Origin of the sequence: Pseudomonas sp. URMO17WK12:I11 (assembly GCF_007677725.1) — a bacterium.
In the GTDB taxonomy this organism is placed as follows: domain Bacteria; phylum Pseudomonadota; class Gammaproteobacteria; order Pseudomonadales; family Pseudomonadaceae; genus Aquipseudomonas.
The window spans coordinates 185,373-202,586 of sequence record NZ_VEDF01000005.1 but is presented as its reverse complement, the minus strand read 5'-3'; the positions used below and the strand labels follow the sequence as shown (position 1 = coordinate 202,586).

Sequence of the window (17,214 nt, the reverse complement as noted above, 5' to 3'; positions counted from 1 at the left end):
TGCGATGACCGCAAAGAAGATTCTCATGCTGGTAGGCGACTATGTGGAAGATTACGAAGCCATGGTGCCGTTCCAGGCCCTGAGCATGGTTGGCCACACCGTGCATGCGGTGTGCCCGGACAAGCTGGCGGGGCAAACGGTGCGCACGGCGATCCACGATTTCGAAGGCGAGCAGACCTACAGCGAGAAGCCCGGGCACCAGTTCGCCTTGAACTACGACTTCGTGCGTGCCCGCCCCGAAGGCTACGACGCGCTGTTGATCCCGGGCGGGCGTGCGCCGGAGTACCTGCGCCTGGACGAACGGGTGCTGGAGCTGGTGCGCGCCTTCGACCAAGCCGGTAAACCGATCGCTGCGGTCTGCCACGGTGCCCAGCTACTGGCCGCTGCGGGGGTATTGGAAGGCCGCGAGTGCAGCGCTTATCCGGCCTGTGCCCCCGAAGTGCGGCTGGCCGGTGGCACATTCATCGATATCGCCGTGAATCAGGCCCACGTCGATGGCAACCTGGTGACCGCGCCAGCCTGGCCGGCGCATCCGGCCTGGCTGGCGGCCTTGCTCAAGGTGCTCGGCACCCGCATCGGCTGAAGCGGCTGAAGCCCATAGCGCGCTGTAGGCTCAGGCGACCTGCTCGAGCCAGTCGTTGAGGTTGTAGTAGTTGGTCACGCGGGCGATCTTGCCGCAGTGGATGTAGAAGAACGCGCCTGCTGGGAGTACATAGGTCTGCCCATTGGCAGGCGGCAGCCCTTGGTCATCGGCCAGGTATTGGCCGTGCACGGTGAACTCGGCCGCTGCCCGGCTGCCATCGGCGTTGTGCATGACCACGATGTCGGCCAGGCGCTCACGGTAGCAGCGGTTCATCTTCTCCATGAACGCGGCGAACTTGGCCTTGCCCATCTGCCGCTCGCCCTGATTGACGTCGTGGATCACGTCTTCGCTGAGCAAGGCCAGGAAGGCTGGCATGTCACCGGCATTGAAAGCGGCGTAGTAAGCATTTACCAGGTCGGTAGCGGTCATGGAACAATACCTGTCGTGTAGGGAAAAGGCGGTGCGTTGGCTCGGATGATAGGGTTTCCCCTCAAGCCCGGCTTAGCCGAGCGCGTCATCCACATCGACAAAACGACCGCCAAGCATGGAAATACGCCTGTTGCACGGCGCCGCTATCGCGCCTTACATCGATGACCTCGCTCGCCTGCGCTTGTCAGTGTTTCGCGAGTACCCCTATCTCTACGACGGCAGCCCTGAGTACGAAGCCGACTACCTTGCCAACTACAGCCGCTCCGGACGCAGCCTGGTAGTGATCGCGGTGGACCAGGGCCAGGTGATCGGCGCCGCCACCGGCCTGCCACTGATAGACGTCGCAGGGCAATTTCAGCAGCCGTTCCTGGCCCAGGGACGCGACCCGGCCGGCATCTATTACTTCGGTGAATCGCTGGTGCTGCCCGAATACCGGGGGCAGGGCCTGGGGGTGCGCTTTTTCATCGAGCGCGAGTCCTACGCCCACAAGCTTGCCGAGTTCGACTTCTGCGCGTTTTGCGCCGTGGAGCGCCCCGGCGTGCACCCACGCCGCCCTGCCGACTACAAACCCCTACACGGCTTCTGGCGCAACCGCGGCTTTCTGCACGATCCGTCCTTGCGGACCAGCTACGCCTGGCGCGATCTGGACGAGGAGCAAAGCTCGGACAAGATCATGTCGTTCTGGACCAAGGAACTGCCCATTTGATCCGCCTTGCGGCCTGTCAGTACGCCATTGAGCTGCACGAAACCTGGGAGGCTTACGCCGACCATCTGCAAGGCTTGTGCGCCGAGGCGGCTGAAGCCGGCGCCCAGCTGTTGCTGCTGCCCGAGTATGCCGGGCTGGTGCTCAGTGGCCAGTTGCCGAGCGAGCAGCGCGGTGATCTCGAGGCTTCGATCAAGGGTATCCAGCCGCTTGTCGAGCCTTGGCTGGCATTGTGCGAGGGCATCGCCAGGCGCTGGGGCATCTACCTGCAACCGGGCACCCTGCCGGTGCTCGACGACGATGGCCGCTACCGCAATCGTGCCTGGCTGTTCGGGCCTCAGGGTGTGATTGGCCGGCAGGACAAACTGATGATGACGCGCTTCGAGCGCGAGCAATGGCACATCAGCGCAGGGCAAGGGCTGCAGGTATTCGACACGGCGTTAGGCAAGCTGGGGATCCTGATCTGCTACGACAACGAGTTTCCACTGCTGGCCCGCACGCTTGCCGAGCAAGGTGTGGACCTGATCCTCGCGCCCAGTTGCACCGACACCGAAGCGGGCTACCACCGGGTGCGCATCGGGGCCCAGGCCAGGGCTTTGGAAAACCAGATTGCCGTGTTGCAGAGCCCGACGGTGGGCGTGGCGCCATGGTCGCCGGCGCTGGATGAGAATATCGGCCGGGCTGGGTTGTTCGTGCCGCCCGATCACGGCATGCCCGGTGATGGCGTAGTGGCTTCAAGCGAGGCGTTGAGCCCGATGGGCAGCCAATGGCTGAGGTGTGAGCTGGATCTTGAAGCGCTGGTGCGTGTGAGACGCGAAGGGCAGGTGTTCACCCGCAGGGACTGGCCAGAACAGTTCGACAGACTGAAATGAAAACGCCGCGGGCTGTTCACGGGCAATCGAGTTGCTCGTGAACAGCCCGCGGCGCTACTTCAGGGTCACTTCACTTCAACGGCCAGGCTCTGGGCAATCTTGTTCTGCCACAGGGCGGGACCGGTGATGTGCACCGACTCGCCGTTGCTGTCCACGGCAACGGTGACCGGCATGTCCTTGACCTCGAACTCGTAGATCGCTTCCATGCCCAGTTCGGCGAACGCCAGGACCTTGGACTTGCGAATGGCTTGGGCCACCAGGTAGGCGGCGCCGCCGACGGCCATCAGGTACACCGCCTTGTTGTCCTTGATCGCTTCGATCGCGGTCGGGCCACGCTCGGATTTACCGATCATGCCCAGCAGGCCGGTCTGCTCGAGGATCTGGCGGGTGAACTTGTCCATGCGCGTGGCCGTGGTCGGGCCAGCTGGGCCTACCACTTCGTCACCGACCGGATCGACCGGGCCGACGTAGTAAATGAAGCGGCCTTTGAGGTCGACCGGCAGCGCTTCGCCACGGTTGAGCATCTCCACCATGCGCTTGTGCGCAGCATCGCGTCCGGTGAGCATCTTGCCGTTGAGCAGGATGGTTTCGCCCGGCTTCCAGCTCGCGACCTCTTCCGGGGTGATATCGTCGAGATTGACGCGGCGCGCGCTTGGGCCGGCTTCCCAGACGATCTCTGGGTAGGCGTCCAGCGACGGTGCTTCGAGCTCGGCCGGGCCGTTGCCGTCGAGCACGAAGTGGGCGTGACGGGTGGCGGCGCAGTTGGGGATCATGCACACCGGCAAGGAGGCGGCGTGGGTCGGGTAGTCCATGATCTTGACGTCGAGCACGGTGGTCAGGCCACCCAGGCCCTGGGCACCGATGCCCAGCTGGTTGACCTTGTCGAACAGCTCCAGGCGAATTTCCTCGAGCCGGTTCTGCGGGCCACGGGCCTTGAGCTCATGGATGTCGATGGACTCCATCAACACTTCCTTGGCCATCACCGCAGCCTTTTCGGCGGTGCCGCCAATGCCGATGCCGAGCATACCTGGCGGGCACCAGCCGGCGCCCATGGTCGGCACGGTCTTGAGTACCCAGTCGACGATCGAGTCGGATGGGTTGAGCATGGCCATCTTCGACTTGTTCTCCGAACCGCCGCCTTTGGCCGCGACGTCGACTTCGACCTTGTCGCCCGGCACGATGGAGTAGTGGATGACCGCTGGGGTATTGTCTTTGGTGTTCTTGCGAGCACCGGCCGGGTCGGCGAGGATCGAGGCGCGCAGGACGTTTTCAGGCAGGTTGTAGGCGCGACGCACACCTTCGTTGATCATGTCGTCGACGCTCATGGTCGCGCCGTCCCAGCGCACGTCCATGCCCACGCGGATGAACACGGTGACGATGCCGGTATCCTGGCAGATCGGACGATGGCCAGTGGCGCACATGCGCGAGTTGATCAGAATCTGGGCAATCGAGTCGCGGGCAGCCGGCGATTCTTCACGCAGGTAGGCCTCGTGCATGGCCTGGATGAAATCGACGGGGTGGTAGTACGAGATGAATTGCAGGGCATCGGCGACGCTCTGAATCAGGTCGTCTTGCTTGATCACGGTCATGCAGCGCGCTCCTCTTAAAGACGGGAACATTCAAAAAGACGCTCGACGGTGCCGACCAGCGTGTCGAAACGCCTTGCAAGGCGCGCCGGCAGGCTGGCCGGCGCAAAAGGGCGCGGCAGTATAGCGCGCCTCCGTGCGCGAAACACCTGCGCGTGGTCTGGACCATGGTCGAAAACGCGCAGGGGCGATGGCCGGTTTATTGCGGGTAGTAGGTGCGACCTGAGGCGATTTCGAAGCCCGGCATGCTCGGGTTCGGGTCTGGACCAGCGTTGGCGCGGCGCCACCAGGGCACGCGCTGCAGCGGAATATTGAAGCCGCCGGCGCTGTCCAGGTTACGCATGAAGCTGGCGCGCACCACGTAGATGACGTTGTCATACCCATACACTGGGCGCTGCAGCACATCGGCCAGCTGCTGCGCGGCGCCACTGCGCCCGCCGAAGCAGGCCAGCAGGACCATGGGTTGGTTGGCCGGAGTGCCGAGCTGGAGTTGCCGAGGGGCGATCTCACGCAGGGCGATGCGCCTGGCATTTTCCATCTGGCCCTGGGCGTTCATCAGCTTGCCTGAGGCTGAACCGTGGGTTTCGAAGGCGGTATAGCCCTGGCCCCAGACATTGCGATGAAATGCCACGTCATTCTCGAGGCCTTCGCCGTACAGCACATCGGCATAGCCGCGCACGAACTTGACCGGTGACGGTTGGTGGCTGCTCGGCGCGACCCGCAGTGCCCTGGCCGAGACTCTTGGCAGCAGTTGGCCCAGCAGCGGCGCCAGGCTCAAGGCCGAGCCGGCCAGCCCGCTACCCAGCGCTACCCAACCCAGCACCTCGGCTGCCCGGGTATCGCAGCGCGGCCCTTGCAGGGCCATGCTGGCGATGCCTGTGCCCAGCGACAGGGCTGCCAGCGAGGCGCTGCCGATCGCGAGCATGCCACTGCTGGTGAGCGTCCCCAGGCCTGCGCTTAGCACGCCCCACAGCGCCGGGGCAGCTGTGCCGGCGCTGGCCAATGTCGCCAGGGCGCCCATGGCCAGGCCCAGGCCGGCCACGGTCCAGGCTACCCAGTTATGACCATCGGGATCGACGCGGTTGATCGGGTCACCGGCGCAGTAAGCGTAAGGGTTGATGCCGCCTGCGCCGAAGGGGCTTTCGCTGTCTGGACTCAGAAACATCATCAGCAGCGGATCGTACGGCCGATATCCAGCGGGCAGGTACCAGTCGAATGGCGGCTCACGGCGGTTGCCGCTGAAGCCCCAGGCCGGGCGCGGCTCATCGGCGTTGCTGCCGTGGGGGCAATAGCGCAGCTGCTGCAGCGCTTGCGCAGCGTGCAAGCGTAGGCTGCCTTGGTGGTCCTGGCCGAGCAGGGCCGCGTGGCTGTCAGGCCTGTCCACTGCAGCCAGCGCGTGCAGCGCCCGGCCATCGCTGGCAACGCTCAATACCTGCTCGCCGTGCCGTTCATGGGTCAACTGGCCACCCGCGTAGAAACTGCGTATCACGCCGCCGGCAAAGGTCCGCGCATACACTTGGCCGTTGGCATGGTAGCGGTACAGGCAAGCTGCGCCGTCTTTCTCAACACGCTCCAGACGGCCGTGGGCATCCCAATCCAGGCGGCGACCGAGGCTATCGGCGATCAACCGGCCGCAGGCGTCGTAGCGCAGGTCGATGCTTGCCGGCCAGCTGGCGTGGGTATGGCAGATGCGCACGAGCTGGGCCGGATTGTTGGGTGCGTAATCGAAGGTGGCGATGTCTTCGCTGGCATCGACAAAACGGCTGGTGACCCGTTCGAAGCCATTGAGCGGATTGAACACGAAGCGCTGCTCGACGATAGCGTTGCCCTTGGCATCGAGGGGCGCGACCTCGGCATCGGCGCTGTAGTGGACCAGACGCCCGCGCAGATCGTAGTCAAAGCGCTCTTCGCCGGTACTTTCCTGGCTTTGCCAGCGCCGCCAGACCAGTTGGTCGAGGTCGTTGTAGCGCAGGGTCTGGGTGGCTTCGCTGCGCTCGTCAACCTGCGTGAACACGAAGCGCAGCTGCTGCGGGCGCCCCATCGCATCGTATTCATGCTCACAGACCAACTGGCGTGCGCTGGCGCGCTCCAGCGTGGTCTGGGTAGCCAGTCGGCCAAAGACGTCATAGGTCAGCGCGGTGTGCACGTCGCCGACCTGGACGCTGCTCAGACGCCCACAGGCATCGTAACTGCGTATGTGCTGCACCCCGGCGGCGTCGCGCAGGCTCAGCGGCAGGCCTCTGAGGGAATGCGTCCAGTGGCTGCTGTGGGTCTGGTCCTCTACCGCCCAGGTTTCGCACTGGAGCAGGCCGCTCTGGCTGAACTGCCAGCGTTGCTGCCCATGGCCGGTGCTGACCTGGACAGGCACGCCGAAGGTCGGATGATAGGTCAGTTGCTGCAGCGGCTCGTCGTCGGCGGCTACGCCGATCAGGGCGTTGTCCAGGTCCGGGTCATAGCGGTAGTCCACGCGCTTGCCGTTGGCCAGGATGTTCGCAGCCGGTGGCAGCAGGCCTGGCCGATAGAGGTATTGGGTGGTCTGGCCGGCCACCGTGACCGCGCGCTGACGGCCCAGGCCGTCGAACACTTGGCTGCCCAGGCTGACGGCAGCCGCCGCGCCGGCTGCGTGCAGGCGCAGGCTTTCAGGATGGTGGCCATCGCTGTGCGTTGCATAACGCCAGTGCAGGCGAGTGCCGTCGCTCAAGTGCTGCTCGACCAGGCGCGAAAAGGCATCGTGGCGCAGCTGCAACGCGCTGTGCTCAGTGCCCGCGCATAGCAGGCGCTGGGTGACGATGCGCCCCAGGCCATCGCGTTCGAGCTGCACGGTGCGCACCAGGCGCCTGTTGCTGTCGAGCCAGTGCCGTTCGATCACGCTCGCTGCGGCGTCGACCCGCTCGACCTGCAGCGGCCCGGTCAGGTCGCCCACCGACTGCCACTGCTCGCGGCGTCGTGCAATCGGGTCGTGACGGATATGGCTGTCGATCCCTTCAGGGCTGGTCTGCCGGCAGACGTTGCCCCAGCCGTCGTACGCCAGGGTGCTGTGCAGGCGCAACGACGCCGCGGCGTCTGCGTGCGCGAACCAGTCGAGCTGGGTCTGGCTGATTGGCCGGCCCAGTGCATCGAACCGATTCACGGCGACTTCACGAAACACCCCAGGGCCGTGGTCGATGTCTTCGAGCTCCACCCGCAGCGTGCGCCCGTCGCCATCGAGCCATTGGCGTTGCCGGCGGCCACTGACATCGACCTGTTCCACCAGGTTGACCAGCCAGCTGCCGGCGCGGGCAGCGGCACGTGCGGCAGGGTCGCCCAGGTGGTAGCGCACCTGGTGTTCATGCTGCTGGCTGCTGCCGGCGGCCATCACGGTGCGGATCAGGCGGCCTGCCGGGTCGTGAAAAAACTGCGTGCAGGCGCCGTTGACGCTGCGCTCCCAGGCGAGCAGACCGGTGATCTGGCAGTGGGCGACACGGGAGACGGTGCGGTTGACGGCGTCGTTTTCGAAGCCGATCACTGCCGTTTCGCTGACCAGCGTCGCGTCTTCGTTGCGGTAGGTGTGAAGGTGGGTAGTAGCTTTTGCGCCGATACTGAAAACCTGGCGCTGTCGCCGGCCGTAGAACGCTCCGGGGGTTTGCTCGTAGGTGGTATCGATGCGCTTGAGCAGGCTGCCGACGCTGTCGTCGAAGGTCTCCTGGCAGGTCAGCAGGACATGGGCTGGCGCGCCTGCGAGCGACGATTCCAGGCGTTGATAACGGTATTGTTCGCGCAGCACAGGGGCCGGATGCGCAGACGGTGCTGGAATCACGGTCGATGACGCCCGATGGCGCACCCAGCCCAACGGATCGGCCGGGCAGTCGGCGTTGCCGTGTGCTGGATGATAGGTGTGACGCACCTGCAGGCCGCTGGGGTAATCGACCTGCAGCAGGTTGCCCGCTGCATCATAGCCATAGCAGGTGCGTTCGCTGCGTTCACGCACGGTTGCGGCATGCTCGATGAACTGGGTCACGTGCTCTTTGGGTAACTGGCAGTCTGACGGCTGCTTCTCCCAACTGGCACTCGGATCGTCGCCGTAGACGGTTCGCTCGCGCACTTCGCAGCTGCCTTGGCGGCAACGTTGCTCGACCAGCAGGTGAAAGCGGTTCCACACGCGGGTGATGCAGGCCAACGGCTCGCCGTGATCGTCACTGATGGTTTCAGTGACCTGGTAGCGATAATCGCCCGGGGCCTGGTAAAGGTTGTCGCGGCCCGGCTGCCATTCGACGACCTGGCCGCTGGCGTAGCCGAGGAAATTGCGCTGGCCCAGCCAATCGTATTGGTGGTGGCGGTCGGCCCCGGGCACGCCGCACGAATGGGTCCAGCCGCTGACACGCGGCAGGGTAGCCAGGGGCGCGCCTGGCGGTAGTTGATGCCCGTGCGCGCCTTCGGCCCAGTGGACGGTGTCGCGTGCCCCCAGCGGGCTGGTGCAGTGGCTGGGCAGCAGCAGGCAGCGTCCATCGGCGAGCGGGACTTCATCGTATTCGATGCGCACCGGCCTGGCGGCGCCGGGTAACTGCAGCTCGGTCAGGCGCTCGTTGCTCAGGCGCAGGGTGACGTTGCTGGCCTGCGAGGTGCCTGGGTTCAGCATCAGCTCGAGTTCACCGGCGCGGCGTTGCAGGGCGAGCAGGGTGCGCTGTTCGTCACGTACTGCGGCAAGTTGTGGCGGGCCGTCGGCCAGGGCGATCCAGTCCAGGAACAGCCTGTCGCCCAGGGGCGAATGCACCTCGTCCAACAGGTAGCGGGCAGTGCCGGCGTGCTGGCGCAGCAGCTCGCATTCTCCGCTCTTGTAGTCCAGGCGCAGGCGACCGTCGGCCTGGCGCTGCAGGCGCAGGTTGTCGAGCTTGTGATCGCGCAGCTGCCACGGCATTTGGCCGTCGAGGTCGCTGGCCGTCGGGTCGAGGGCGAACTGCTCACCGCTGGTCAGACGCAGCACGGCATGTTCGGGGTCCAAATCGACGTGCGACAGGTTCAGCTTCCAGCCATGGCCAAAGCCGTGATCGACCAGCGAGTCCAGGGTGCTGAACGACAGGCACGGCGACAGCGTCGGCCCGCGCAGTTGGTTGCCGGGGGCCAGGGGCAGGGTCAGTGACAGGGTGAACTGGCCAGTGCGCGGATCGACTGCGGTGTTGAACCGCTCGGGAAAATTGTGCGCTTGGGTGTGCAGCGTGGCAGTGGGCATAGGGTCGCTCGCGGTAGTCGGTAGGCGTTGGCCAGCGACGCATCGCGCTGGCCATGCAGGTCAGTGGCCGATGCGAAAATCGATCAGGCTGCCATTGGCGGCGGGCAATAGCTCGATGAGGTGTTCGTTGCCCTGTTGGTCCACCAGACCCCAGCGGCTAGGGCGGCGTATCTGGGGGTAGCCGGGTTTGTCGTAATCGACGTTTTGCACGCGCACGACATTCATCGTGCCCGCCGTCTGATTGATGCCAACCTTTTCCCCGTAGGCCTGCCAGACGAACGCTGGGCCCACGGCAAAGGCGTAGTGGAAGAAACTGTCCGCTCTGTAGGGGCCGCCGAATTGCAGGGCCGGGCGGCTGTCGACGTAACCTTCGTAGTACTCGACGCCGCTGGCGGTGCCGTAGCAGCGGCTTTCGATGATCCGCTGATTCGGGTCCTTGAAGCCCAGGGTGTACAAGTCGAGGTCGAAGTGCCCACCCTCCAGTGGCTCGGCTGCCACATCGTCGCGTTGCAATTGGAAATGCTCCTTGCCCAGGCGCAGCGGCGGGAGCGATTCGACGCTCACCGATGACCTGAAAAAGCCTTGGTTGCTGACCGCGCGGCTGCCGTCCGGCAGCCAGATGCTGGCGTAAACGGTGTCGATGCTGCCACCTGGACGTGTCGAGCTTATATAGAAGCGCCGCCTGCGCGTGGCATCGGTAATGCCTGGCAAGGTACTGGGCGGGTGATGGCTGGCCGGCTGGTAATCGAAGCGCGTATCGCGCTGGTCGTCGGCGAACAGGGCAAAGTCCAGCGGCTGCAACTGCCCGTTGTCGTCAAACTGCACCAGGCTGATCGAATCCAGCTGTTGTTGGCTAAGGCTGTGGCCTTCGCGCGGCTCGACCGTCACGGTCACTTCGACCTGTTGCTGGCCATTGGCGAAAACGCGGTTGGAGGGCGAGGTGACATCGACCCGCAAGCGTCGAAGCCACAGATACGGTTGTGAGCTGCTCATGCGCATGCCTCTTGCAAGAAAGCCCGCTATTTAAAGGATGCGCAGGCTGGGGCTGTCGGTGAATAATTGAGGCCCTGCGCCCCATCGAATCCGATACCCCGCCATGCAGAGGAGGGTTGATGCCTGATATCACCGTGGGCGAGCGGCGCTGGACGGTGCCGACCGGCCGCAATTTGCTCGATGCCCTGAACGAGGCTGGGCACCACGTGCCCTACAGTTGCCGTGCCGGCAGTTGCCATGCGTGCCTGGTGCAGTGCCTGAGCGGGCAGCCTGTCGACGCGCTGCCTGAGGCTTTGGCGCTGGACAAGCACGCCCTGGGCTGGCGCCTGGCGTGCCAGTGCCGAGTGGTCGAAGACCTGCAGGTTGCAGTGTTCGACCCGCAGCAGGATGGGATACCGGCGCGGGTCGTCGCGCTGGAGTGGCTGGGTGAGGTGCTGCGTATGCGGCTGGCGCCTGGGCGACTGCTGCGCTATCAAGCTGGGCAACATGTGGTGCTGTGGTCAGGCAGCGTGGCCCGCCCTTATTCCCTGGCCAGCTTGCCGGGCGAGGATGAGTGGTTGGAGTTTCATATCGACTGCCGGCGGCCCGGCGCCTTTTGCACCCTGGTTCGCAGGCTGCGAATTGGCGACGAACTACGCTTGGGCGAGCTCCGCGGCGGCGCGCTGCACTACGACCCGCAGTGGCAGGCGCGGCCGCTGTGGTTGCTGGCAGCGGGCACGGGCCTGGCACCGTTGTGGGGCATCGTGCGCGAAGCATTGCGGCAGGGGCATGAAGGTGCAATCCGGCTGGTGCATGTCGCGGCGGACGACGCTGGGCATTACCTGGCCCAGGCGTTGCGGGAGCTGGAAGGGGTGGAGGTCGAACTGGTGCCAGCCGCGCAGCTGGAACAGGCGCTGGCACGGTTGCGCCCGTCATCGCGGCAAACGGTGGCGTTGCTGTGCGGGGCACCGGCAACCGTCGAGCGCTTCGCCCGGCGCTTGTTCATGGCGGGCCTGCCGCGAGGGCAGGTGTTTGCGGACGTGTTCGTCGAACACGCTTGAACCGGCAAGCCCGCGCCTACGCTGTAGACGCGGGCTGTTACCGCGACAGCGGATCAGCCGACCAGCGGATCGCCGACGTGCAGGATCTTCATGCCGTTGGTGCCGCCGATGGTGTGGTAGCTGTCACCTTTGGTCAGGATCACCCAGTCACCTTGTTGCACCAGACCGCGCTGCAGCAGCTCGTCTACCGCCGCCTGACTGACTTTGTCGGCAGGCTTGGATGCCGGGTCGAAGGCGATGGGGTAAACCCCGCGGAACATGTTGGCGCGTGCCTGGGTCGCGCGGTGTGGCGACAGCGCGAAGATCGGCACGTGCGAGCGCAGGCGCGACATGATCAGCGGGGTATAGCCACTCTCGGTCAGCGCGATGATCGCCTTGACGCCGGGGAAGTGGTTGGCGGTGTAGATCGCCGCCAGGGCAATGCTCTCGTCGCAGCGCTCGAACGTGGTGTGCAGGCGGTGGCTGGACTTCTGGCTGGTCGGGTGCTTCTCGGCGCCCAGGCAGATGCGGGCCATGGCCTGGACCGCTTCGATCGGGTAGGAACCGGCAGCACTCTCGGCCGACAGCATCACCGCATCGGTGTTGTCCAGCACGGCGTTGGCCACGTCGGACACCTCGGCGCGGGTCGGCATCGGGTTCTGAATCATCGACTCCATCATCTGCGTCGCGACGATCACCGCCTTGTTGTTGCGGCGCGCATGCTGGATGATTTTCTTCTGGATGGCGATCAGCTCGGCGTCGCCGATTTCTACGCCCAGGTCACCACGGGCAACCATCACAGCATCGGAGGCGGCGATCAGCTTGTCCAGGGTTTCGTCGTCGGCAACGGCCTCGGCACGTTCGATCTTGGCCACCAGCCAGGCGTTGCCGCCCGATTCGTCACGCAGCTTGCGCGCGTATTCCATGTCGCTGGCGTCCCGCGGGAAAGACACGGCCAGGTAGTCCAGGTCCATCTCTGCGGCCAGCTTGATGTCGGCCTTGTCTTTTTCGGTCAGCGCCGGCGCAGTCAGGCCACCGCCTTTGCGGTTGATGCCTTTGTGGTCCGACAGCGGACCGCCGATGATCACCACGCAATGCAGGGCATCGGCGGTGGCGGTTTCGACGCGCATGACGACACGCCCGTCGTCGAGCAGCAGTTCGTCACCCACGCCGCAGTCCTTGACCAGGTCTGGATAGTCGATACCGACGATATCCTGGTTGCCTTCGGTCAGCGGATGGGCGGTGGAGAAGGTGAACTTGTCGCCGATTTTCAATTCGATGCGCTTGTTGGCGAACTTGGCGATGCGGATCTTCGGACCCTGCAGGTCGCCCAGCAGCGCGACATGGCGGCCGTTCTTGGCGGCGATGTCACGGATCAGGCGGGCACGGGCTTTGTGCTCGTCCGGCGTGCCGTGGGAGAAGTTCAGGCGTGCCACGTCCAGGCCAGCGAGGATCAGCTGTTCGATCACTTCCGGCGAGTTGCTGGCGGGGCCAAGGGTGGCGACGATTTTGGTACGGCGGATGCTCATGCACAGACTCCTATAGTGAAGCGCAGCGAAAGGCTACTCCTCAATTGGCCTGTAGTCATTGTTCCGTTGCACTACCGCGGCGGGGCCCCCTTGGGCGGCGGCTGCAAGCTGCGAGCACAAGCAAAGGCAAAAAGCACAAGCGAGCAACGGCAGTGGCCTTGCGGGCTTTTTCTTGCAGCTCGCAGCTTGCAGCTTGCAGCCAGCAGCTTCAGTCTTGGCGCCAGCGGCCGATAGACTGGCTAGCAAAGGAGATACCCATGCGTGCCTTGATCATCATTGCCCTCGCGCTCAGCGCTGGCGGCTGCACCCGCTGGTCCATGGACCACCACCTGAACAATGCCTACCGTGCCTATGACCGGGGCGATTGCCAGCGCGTCATGCTCGAACTGTCGCAGGTCGACCGTACCAGCCGAGCGCGGCCGTTCATTCATCCGGAGGTGTCCCTGCTGCGGGGCCAGTGCCTGGAGCGAGAGAAACTCTATGTCGATGCCGCGCAGACCTATGAGTACATGATCCTCAATTATCCGGGCAATGAGTATGCCTACCGGGCCAAGGCGCGCCTGCAAACCTTGGAGCGACTCGGTCATTACCGCAGCACCGAGGCGGCCGTGGCCAAGCCGATCAGCACTGCCCCTTGGCGTTAACACCAAGGTATCGCTAAATTCACGGGATTTGCCCAGCGTGCTGGGCTAATCTGTAAATCAGTTGTAACACTCACCGCCAGTACCTTGCATTCCTGGTACCAGGACTGTCTTGTCATTATGTTCACTCAGCGCCACATCGAACGTCATCAGTTGCCTTGTGTACTCAAGGTCTACAACCGCTTCACCGATCAGTTGATCGGGCAGCTCGGCAATGCCTCCGAAGACGGCATGATGCTGATCAGCTCACTGCCGGTGCTGGTTGGGCCGGACTTCGAGCTGCAACTGCGCGTGCCGTTGGCCGGCGGCGGGTTTCAGTTCATCAACCTGACCGCCAGTTGCCTGTGGTGTCGCGAAGACCAGACACCCGGTCATTACGATTCCGGGTTCATGCTGCTCCAGGCGCCGCCTGAGTACGATGAATTCGTGCGCAACCTGCGCGACTATTTCAGTTTCCGCCCGGCCAACGCTTCCGCCTGAGCCAGGCTCCGTTAGAATCGGGTCGATCTTGCAACAGGACGACCCCGTGACTTCCAGCATTTTCTGGCACGACTACGAAACCACCGGCATCAACCCACGATGCGATCGACCGCTGCAGGTCGCCGGTGTGCGCACCGACCATGAGCTCAATGAAGTCGAGGCGCCGGTCAATCTCTATTGCCGCCCCTCCGACGACATTCTGCCGCATCCTGCCGCCTGCCTGGTCACCGGCATCACCCCCGAGCAACTGGCCAGTGAAGGCTTGGGCGAAGCAGAGTTCATGACCCGCATTCACGAACAGTTGGCACGTCCCGGCACCTGTGGTGCCGGCTACAACACCCTGCGCTTCGATGATGAAGTGACGCGCTATAGCTTGTACCGCAACTTCTTCGACCCCTACGGCCGTGAATGGCAGGGCGGGAACAGCCGTTGGGATCTGATAGACGTGGTACGCACGGCCTATGCGCTGCGCCCTGAAGGAATCGTCTGGCCGCAACAGGACGGTCGCACCAGCCTGCGCCTGGAGCTGCTCAGCAAAGCCAACGGCATCGACCATGGGCATGCCCACGAGGCGTTATCCGACGTACGGGCGACCATCGCCCTGGCGCGCCTGATCAAGCAGAAACAGCCAAAGTTGTTCGACTGGTTATTTCAGCTGCGCAGCAAGCACAAGGTGATGGAGCAGATCCGTCTGTTGCAGCCACTGGTGCATATATCTGGGCGCTTTTCAGCAGCGCGCAATTACGTGGGCGTAGTCTTGCCATTGGCATGGCACCCACACAATCGCAATGCCCTGATAGTCTGTGATTTGCATCAGGAAACCCTACCGTTATTGCGGGAAAGTGCTGAGGATCTGCGTCAGCGCTTGTACACTCGGCGTGAAGATTTGTCTGATGGACAACTACCGGTGCCCCTGAAGTTGGTACACATCAATCGCTGCCCGGTGGTCGCGCCTTTGTCGGTAGTGCGCCCGATCGATCAGCAACGCCTGGGCATCGATCTAGCCTCGTTGCAAACCCGCGCTGAAGCACTTGGCACTCAACAAGCGGTCTGGCAGGACAAGCTCGAACATATCTATGGCAAGGAAGATTTCGCCACGAACGAGGACCCTGAACAGCAGTTGTATGAAGGCTTCATTGGCGAGCGCGACCGGCGCCTGTGCGAACAAGTCCGTAGCCTGGATCCGGCACAGTTGGGTCATGGCCATTGGATGTTCGATGATCCACGCTTGCCTGAATTATTGTTCCGTTACCGTGCCCGCAACTTTCCCGATACCCTCGACAGCGAGGAAAGCCTGCGTTGGTACAGCTTCTGCCAACGGCGCCTGAGCGATCCACAGTGGGGTGCGCCAACTACCCTGGGCGACTTCGAGCAGGCATGCCTGAGCGCCTGGGCCACGGCAGACGAGGCCGGGCGCAAGGTGTTGCAGGCGTGGCAAGTGCATGCCCGCCATCTTCAACAGCACTTTGCTATCACCTGTTGATCGTCCACAAAAAACGCCAGCGAATGCTGGCGTTCTTGTTTGAATATACCGCGCCGGTGTGTGGACGATCAGTCCAGCAGGCTGGCCCAGCTTTCAACCACATCACCGCCCCACTTGGCTTTCCATTCTTTCAGGGTCTTGTGGTTGCCGCCTTTGGTTTCGATCACTTCACCGTTGTGCGGATTCTTGTATTGCTTGACCTTGCGTGCACGCTTGGTGGCGGTTGGTTTCACCGCACCGCGGGGTGCCTTGCTCATTTTCGCTTCTGGGTCGAGCAGGGCGATCACGTCGCGCAGCGATTTGGAGTATTCGCCCATCAGTGCGCGCAGTTTGCCTTCGAACTCCAGTTCTTTCTTCAGCTTGTCATCCTGGGACAGGTTGGCCAGGCGAGCTTGAAGTTCCTTGATGGCTTCTTCGGTAGCGCGGTACTCGTTGATCAGGGACATGAAGTGTTCCTTAATGCGTGTTCAGAAATGTGTGGTCCAATAATAGACAGGCGATACTCGCAAGTAAACATAATAATCCTCGCTTACTTGTCATTAACCCTGTGACAAAATATCTCTAGATTAAGAAATTTTTACATAGTCGCGATTAGTTAATGCTCGCCTCGACGCCCCTGCGACCAGCCGCCAGCGCCACCGGGACGTACCCAGACGCCGGCGGCCGGCGCATTGCTTACTGCGTTTTTCTGGACGTGCCGCTAGAATGTGCGCCTTTGCGAAGTTCTGGAGTCTTAATTCATGCGCACCTATCGTCTGGTGATCGCTTGCCCCGACCGTGTCGGCATCGTGGCGAAAGTCAGTAATTTCCTGGCCTTGTACAATGGCTGGATCACCGAAGCCAGCCACCACTCCGATCAGCAGAGCGGTTGGTTCTTCATGCGCCATGAAATCCGTGCCGAATCGCTGCCGTTCGGTATCGAGGCTTTCCGTGAAGCCTTCGCGCCGATCGCCGAAGAATTCTCCATGACCTGGCGCATCACCGACTCGGCGCAGAAAAAACGCGTCGTGCTGATGGCCAGCCGCGAATCGCACTGCCTGGCCGACCTGCTGCACCGCTGGCATACCGACGAGCTCGATTGCGACATTCCCTGCGTGATTTCCAACCACAACGATCTGCGCAGCATGGTCGAGTGGCATGGCATTCCGTTCTTCCATGTGCCGGTCGACCCCAAGGACAAGGCGCCTGCCTTCGCCGAAGTGTCGCGCCTGGTCCAGGAGCATGCTGCAGATGTCGTGGTGCTTGCGCGCTACATGCAGATCCTGCCGCCCCAGTTGTGCCAGGACTACGCCGAGAAGGTCATCAACATCCACCACAGCTTCCTGCCGTCGTTCGTTGGCGCCAAGCCCTATCACCAGGCGGCCCTGCGCGGGGTGAAGCTGATCGGCGCGACCTGCCACTACGTGACCGAAGAGCTCGATGCCGGGCCGATCATCGAGCAGGATGTGGTGCGGGTGAATCATGCCGACAGCATCGAAGACATGGTGCGCTTCGGTCGTGACGTAGAGAAGATGGTGCTGGCCCGTGGCTTGCGCTATCACCTGGAGGATCGGGTGCTGGTGCACGGCAACAAGACCGTGGTATTCGACTGACAGCGCAGCTTCAGTGCTCGGGGGGGGATCATGGCTAAGCGCAACAACCCTGCCGCCTCGGCGCCGCCCACCCTGGGTGAGGGCTGCCTGGCACGTTA

General features: G+C 63.5%; 14 protein-coding genes. 8 read left to right on the top strand and 6 right to left on the bottom strand.

All coding sequences use genetic code 11. The annotated features are described in order from the left end of the window. Window positions 1–4 precede the first annotated feature (4 nt). The gene (locus FS665_RS11970; protein WP_145188162.1) at window positions 5–583 is read left to right on the top strand and encodes a DJ-1/PfpI family protein; all 579 of its coding nucleotides are present in this window, start codon (window positions 5–7) and stop codon (window positions 581–583) included. A gap of 30 nt (window positions 584–613) precedes the next feature. Here FS665_RS11970 and FS665_RS11965 read toward each other — a convergent pair whose 3' ends face one another. Beyond that, complete coding sequence (locus FS665_RS11965) at window positions 614–1,012, bottom strand: nuclear transport factor 2 family protein (protein ID WP_145188159.1); 399 nt, start codon at window positions 1,010–1,012, stop codon at window positions 614–616. Between the two features lie 115 nt (window positions 1,013–1,127). Between FS665_RS11965 and FS665_RS11960 the strand changes: the two genes are divergently transcribed. Further along, window positions 1,128–1,718 carry a GNAT family N-acetyltransferase gene (locus tag FS665_RS11960; RefSeq protein WP_145188156.1) on the top strand — a complete coding sequence of 197 codons (591 nt, stop codon included), beginning with the start codon at window positions 1,128–1,130 and terminating at the stop codon, window positions 1,716–1,718. Further along, window positions 1,715–2,587, top strand: coding sequence for a carbon-nitrogen hydrolase family protein (locus FS665_RS11955; protein WP_145188153.1), 873 nt, complete (start codon window positions 1,715–1,717; stop codon window positions 2,585–2,587). Before FS665_RS11960 ends, FS665_RS11955 begins: the two co-directional genes overlap by 4 nt. 65 nt (window positions 2,588–2,652) lie before the next feature. Here FS665_RS11955 and FS665_RS11950 read toward each other — a convergent pair whose 3' ends face one another. The 3 genes from FS665_RS11950 to FS665_RS11940 form a co-directional block, all read right to left on the bottom strand. Then, complete coding sequence (locus FS665_RS11950) at window positions 2,653–4,176, bottom strand: fumarate hydratase (RefSeq protein WP_145188150.1); 1,524 nt, start codon at window positions 4,174–4,176, stop codon at window positions 2,653–2,655. A gap of 196 nt (window positions 4,177–4,372) precedes the next feature. Then, the gene (locus FS665_RS11945; protein ID WP_145188147.1) at window positions 4,373–9,379 is read right to left on the bottom strand and encodes an RHS repeat domain-containing protein; all 5,007 of its coding nucleotides are present in this window, start codon (window positions 9,377–9,379) and stop codon (window positions 4,373–4,375) included. Window positions 9,380–9,439: 60 nt separating this feature from the next. Then, window positions 9,440–10,372: a hypothetical protein gene (locus FS665_RS11940; protein ID WP_145188144.1), complete on the bottom strand. Its 933-nt coding sequence runs from the start codon at window positions 10,370–10,372 to the stop codon at window positions 9,440–9,442. Between the two features lie 119 nt (window positions 10,373–10,491). Here FS665_RS11940 and FS665_RS11935 point away from each other — a divergent pair, with 119 nt between their 5' ends. Further along, the gene (locus FS665_RS11935) at window positions 10,492–11,412 is read left to right on the top strand and encodes an iron-sulfur-binding ferredoxin reductase (RefSeq protein ID WP_145188141.1); all 921 of its coding nucleotides are present in this window, start codon (window positions 10,492–10,494) and stop codon (window positions 11,410–11,412) included. A gap of 53 nt (window positions 11,413–11,465) precedes the next feature. On the opposite strand, the gene pyk is transcribed toward FS665_RS11935, so the two are convergent. Next, entirely contained in the window at window positions 11,466–12,920 is a 1,455-nt protein-coding gene (pyk, locus tag FS665_RS11930; protein ID WP_145188138.1) for a pyruvate kinase, read from the bottom strand. 257 nt (window positions 12,921–13,177) lie between these two features. Here pyk and FS665_RS11925 point away from each other — a divergent pair, with 257 nt between their 5' ends. The 3 genes from FS665_RS11925 (at window position 13,178) to sbcB (ending at window position 15,524) form a co-directional block, all read left to right on the top strand. Further along, entirely contained in the window at window positions 13,178–13,564 is a 387-nt protein-coding gene (locus FS665_RS11925; protein ID WP_145188135.1) for a tol-pal system YbgF family protein, read from the top strand. Window positions 13,565–13,681: 117 nt separating this feature from the next. Beyond that, on the top strand, window positions 13,682–14,041 hold the full coding sequence (locus FS665_RS11920) for a PilZ domain-containing protein (protein ID WP_145188132.1): 360 nt from the start codon (window positions 13,682–13,684) through the stop codon (window positions 14,039–14,041). Window positions 14,042–14,087: 46 nt separating this feature from the next. After that, window positions 14,088–15,524: an exodeoxyribonuclease I gene (gene sbcB, locus FS665_RS11915; protein WP_145188127.1), complete on the top strand. Its 1,437-nt coding sequence runs from the start codon at window positions 14,088–14,090 to the stop codon at window positions 15,522–15,524. Window positions 15,525–15,592: 68 nt separating this feature from the next. On the opposite strand, the gene mvaT is transcribed toward sbcB, so the two are convergent. Continuing rightward, window positions 15,593–15,970, bottom strand: coding sequence for a histone-like nucleoid-structuring protein MvaT (gene mvaT, locus FS665_RS11910; RefSeq protein ID WP_145188124.1), 378 nt, complete (start codon window positions 15,968–15,970; stop codon window positions 15,593–15,595). A gap of 294 nt (window positions 15,971–16,264) precedes the next feature. Between mvaT and purU the strand changes: the two genes are divergently transcribed. Then, on the top strand, window positions 16,265–17,116 hold the full coding sequence (purU, locus tag FS665_RS11905) for a formyltetrahydrofolate deformylase (protein WP_145188121.1): 852 nt from the start codon (window positions 16,265–16,267) through the stop codon (window positions 17,114–17,116). The last annotated feature ends 98 nt before the right edge of the window (window positions 17,117–17,214 follow it).

Excerpts from the sequence above, each read along its gene's own strand:
- FS665_RS11945 (WP_145188147.1), bottom strand. The coding sequence starts at position 9,379 with ATGCCCACTGCCACGCTGCACACCCAAGCGCACAATTTTCCCGAGCGG.
- purU (WP_145188121.1), top strand. The coding sequence starts at position 16,265 with ATGCGCACCTATCGTCTGGTGATCGCTTGCCCCGACCGTGTCGGCATC.
- FS665_RS11940 (WP_145188144.1), bottom strand. The coding sequence starts at position 10,372 with ATGAGCAGCTCACAACCGTATCTGTGGCTTCGACGCTTGCGGGTCGAT.
- FS665_RS11925 (WP_145188135.1), top strand. The coding sequence starts at position 13,178 with ATGCGTGCCTTGATCATCATTGCCCTCGCGCTCAGCGCTGGCGGCTGC.
- FS665_RS11960 (WP_145188156.1), top strand. The coding sequence starts at position 1,128 with ATGGAAATACGCCTGTTGCACGGCGCCGCTATCGCGCCTTACATCGAT.
- mvaT (WP_145188124.1), bottom strand. The coding sequence starts at position 15,970 with ATGTCCCTGATCAACGAGTACCGCGCTACCGAAGAAGCCATCAAGGAA.
- pyk (WP_145188138.1), bottom strand. The coding sequence starts at position 12,920 with ATGAGCATCCGCCGTACCAAAATCGTCGCCACCCTTGGCCCCGCCAGC.
- FS665_RS11965 (WP_145188159.1), bottom strand. The coding sequence starts at position 1,012 with ATGACCGCTACCGACCTGGTAAATGCTTACTACGCCGCTTTCAATGCC.
- FS665_RS11950 (WP_145188150.1), bottom strand. The coding sequence starts at position 4,176 with ATGACCGTGATCAAGCAAGACGACCTGATTCAGAGCGTCGCCGATGCC.
- FS665_RS11970 (WP_145188162.1), top strand. The coding sequence starts at position 5 with ATGACCGCAAAGAAGATTCTCATGCTGGTAGGCGACTATGTGGAAGAT.
- FS665_RS11935 (WP_145188141.1), top strand. The coding sequence starts at position 10,492 with ATGCCTGATATCACCGTGGGCGAGCGGCGCTGGACGGTGCCGACCGGC.
- FS665_RS11920 (WP_145188132.1), top strand. The coding sequence starts at position 13,682 with ATGTTCACTCAGCGCCACATCGAACGTCATCAGTTGCCTTGTGTACTC.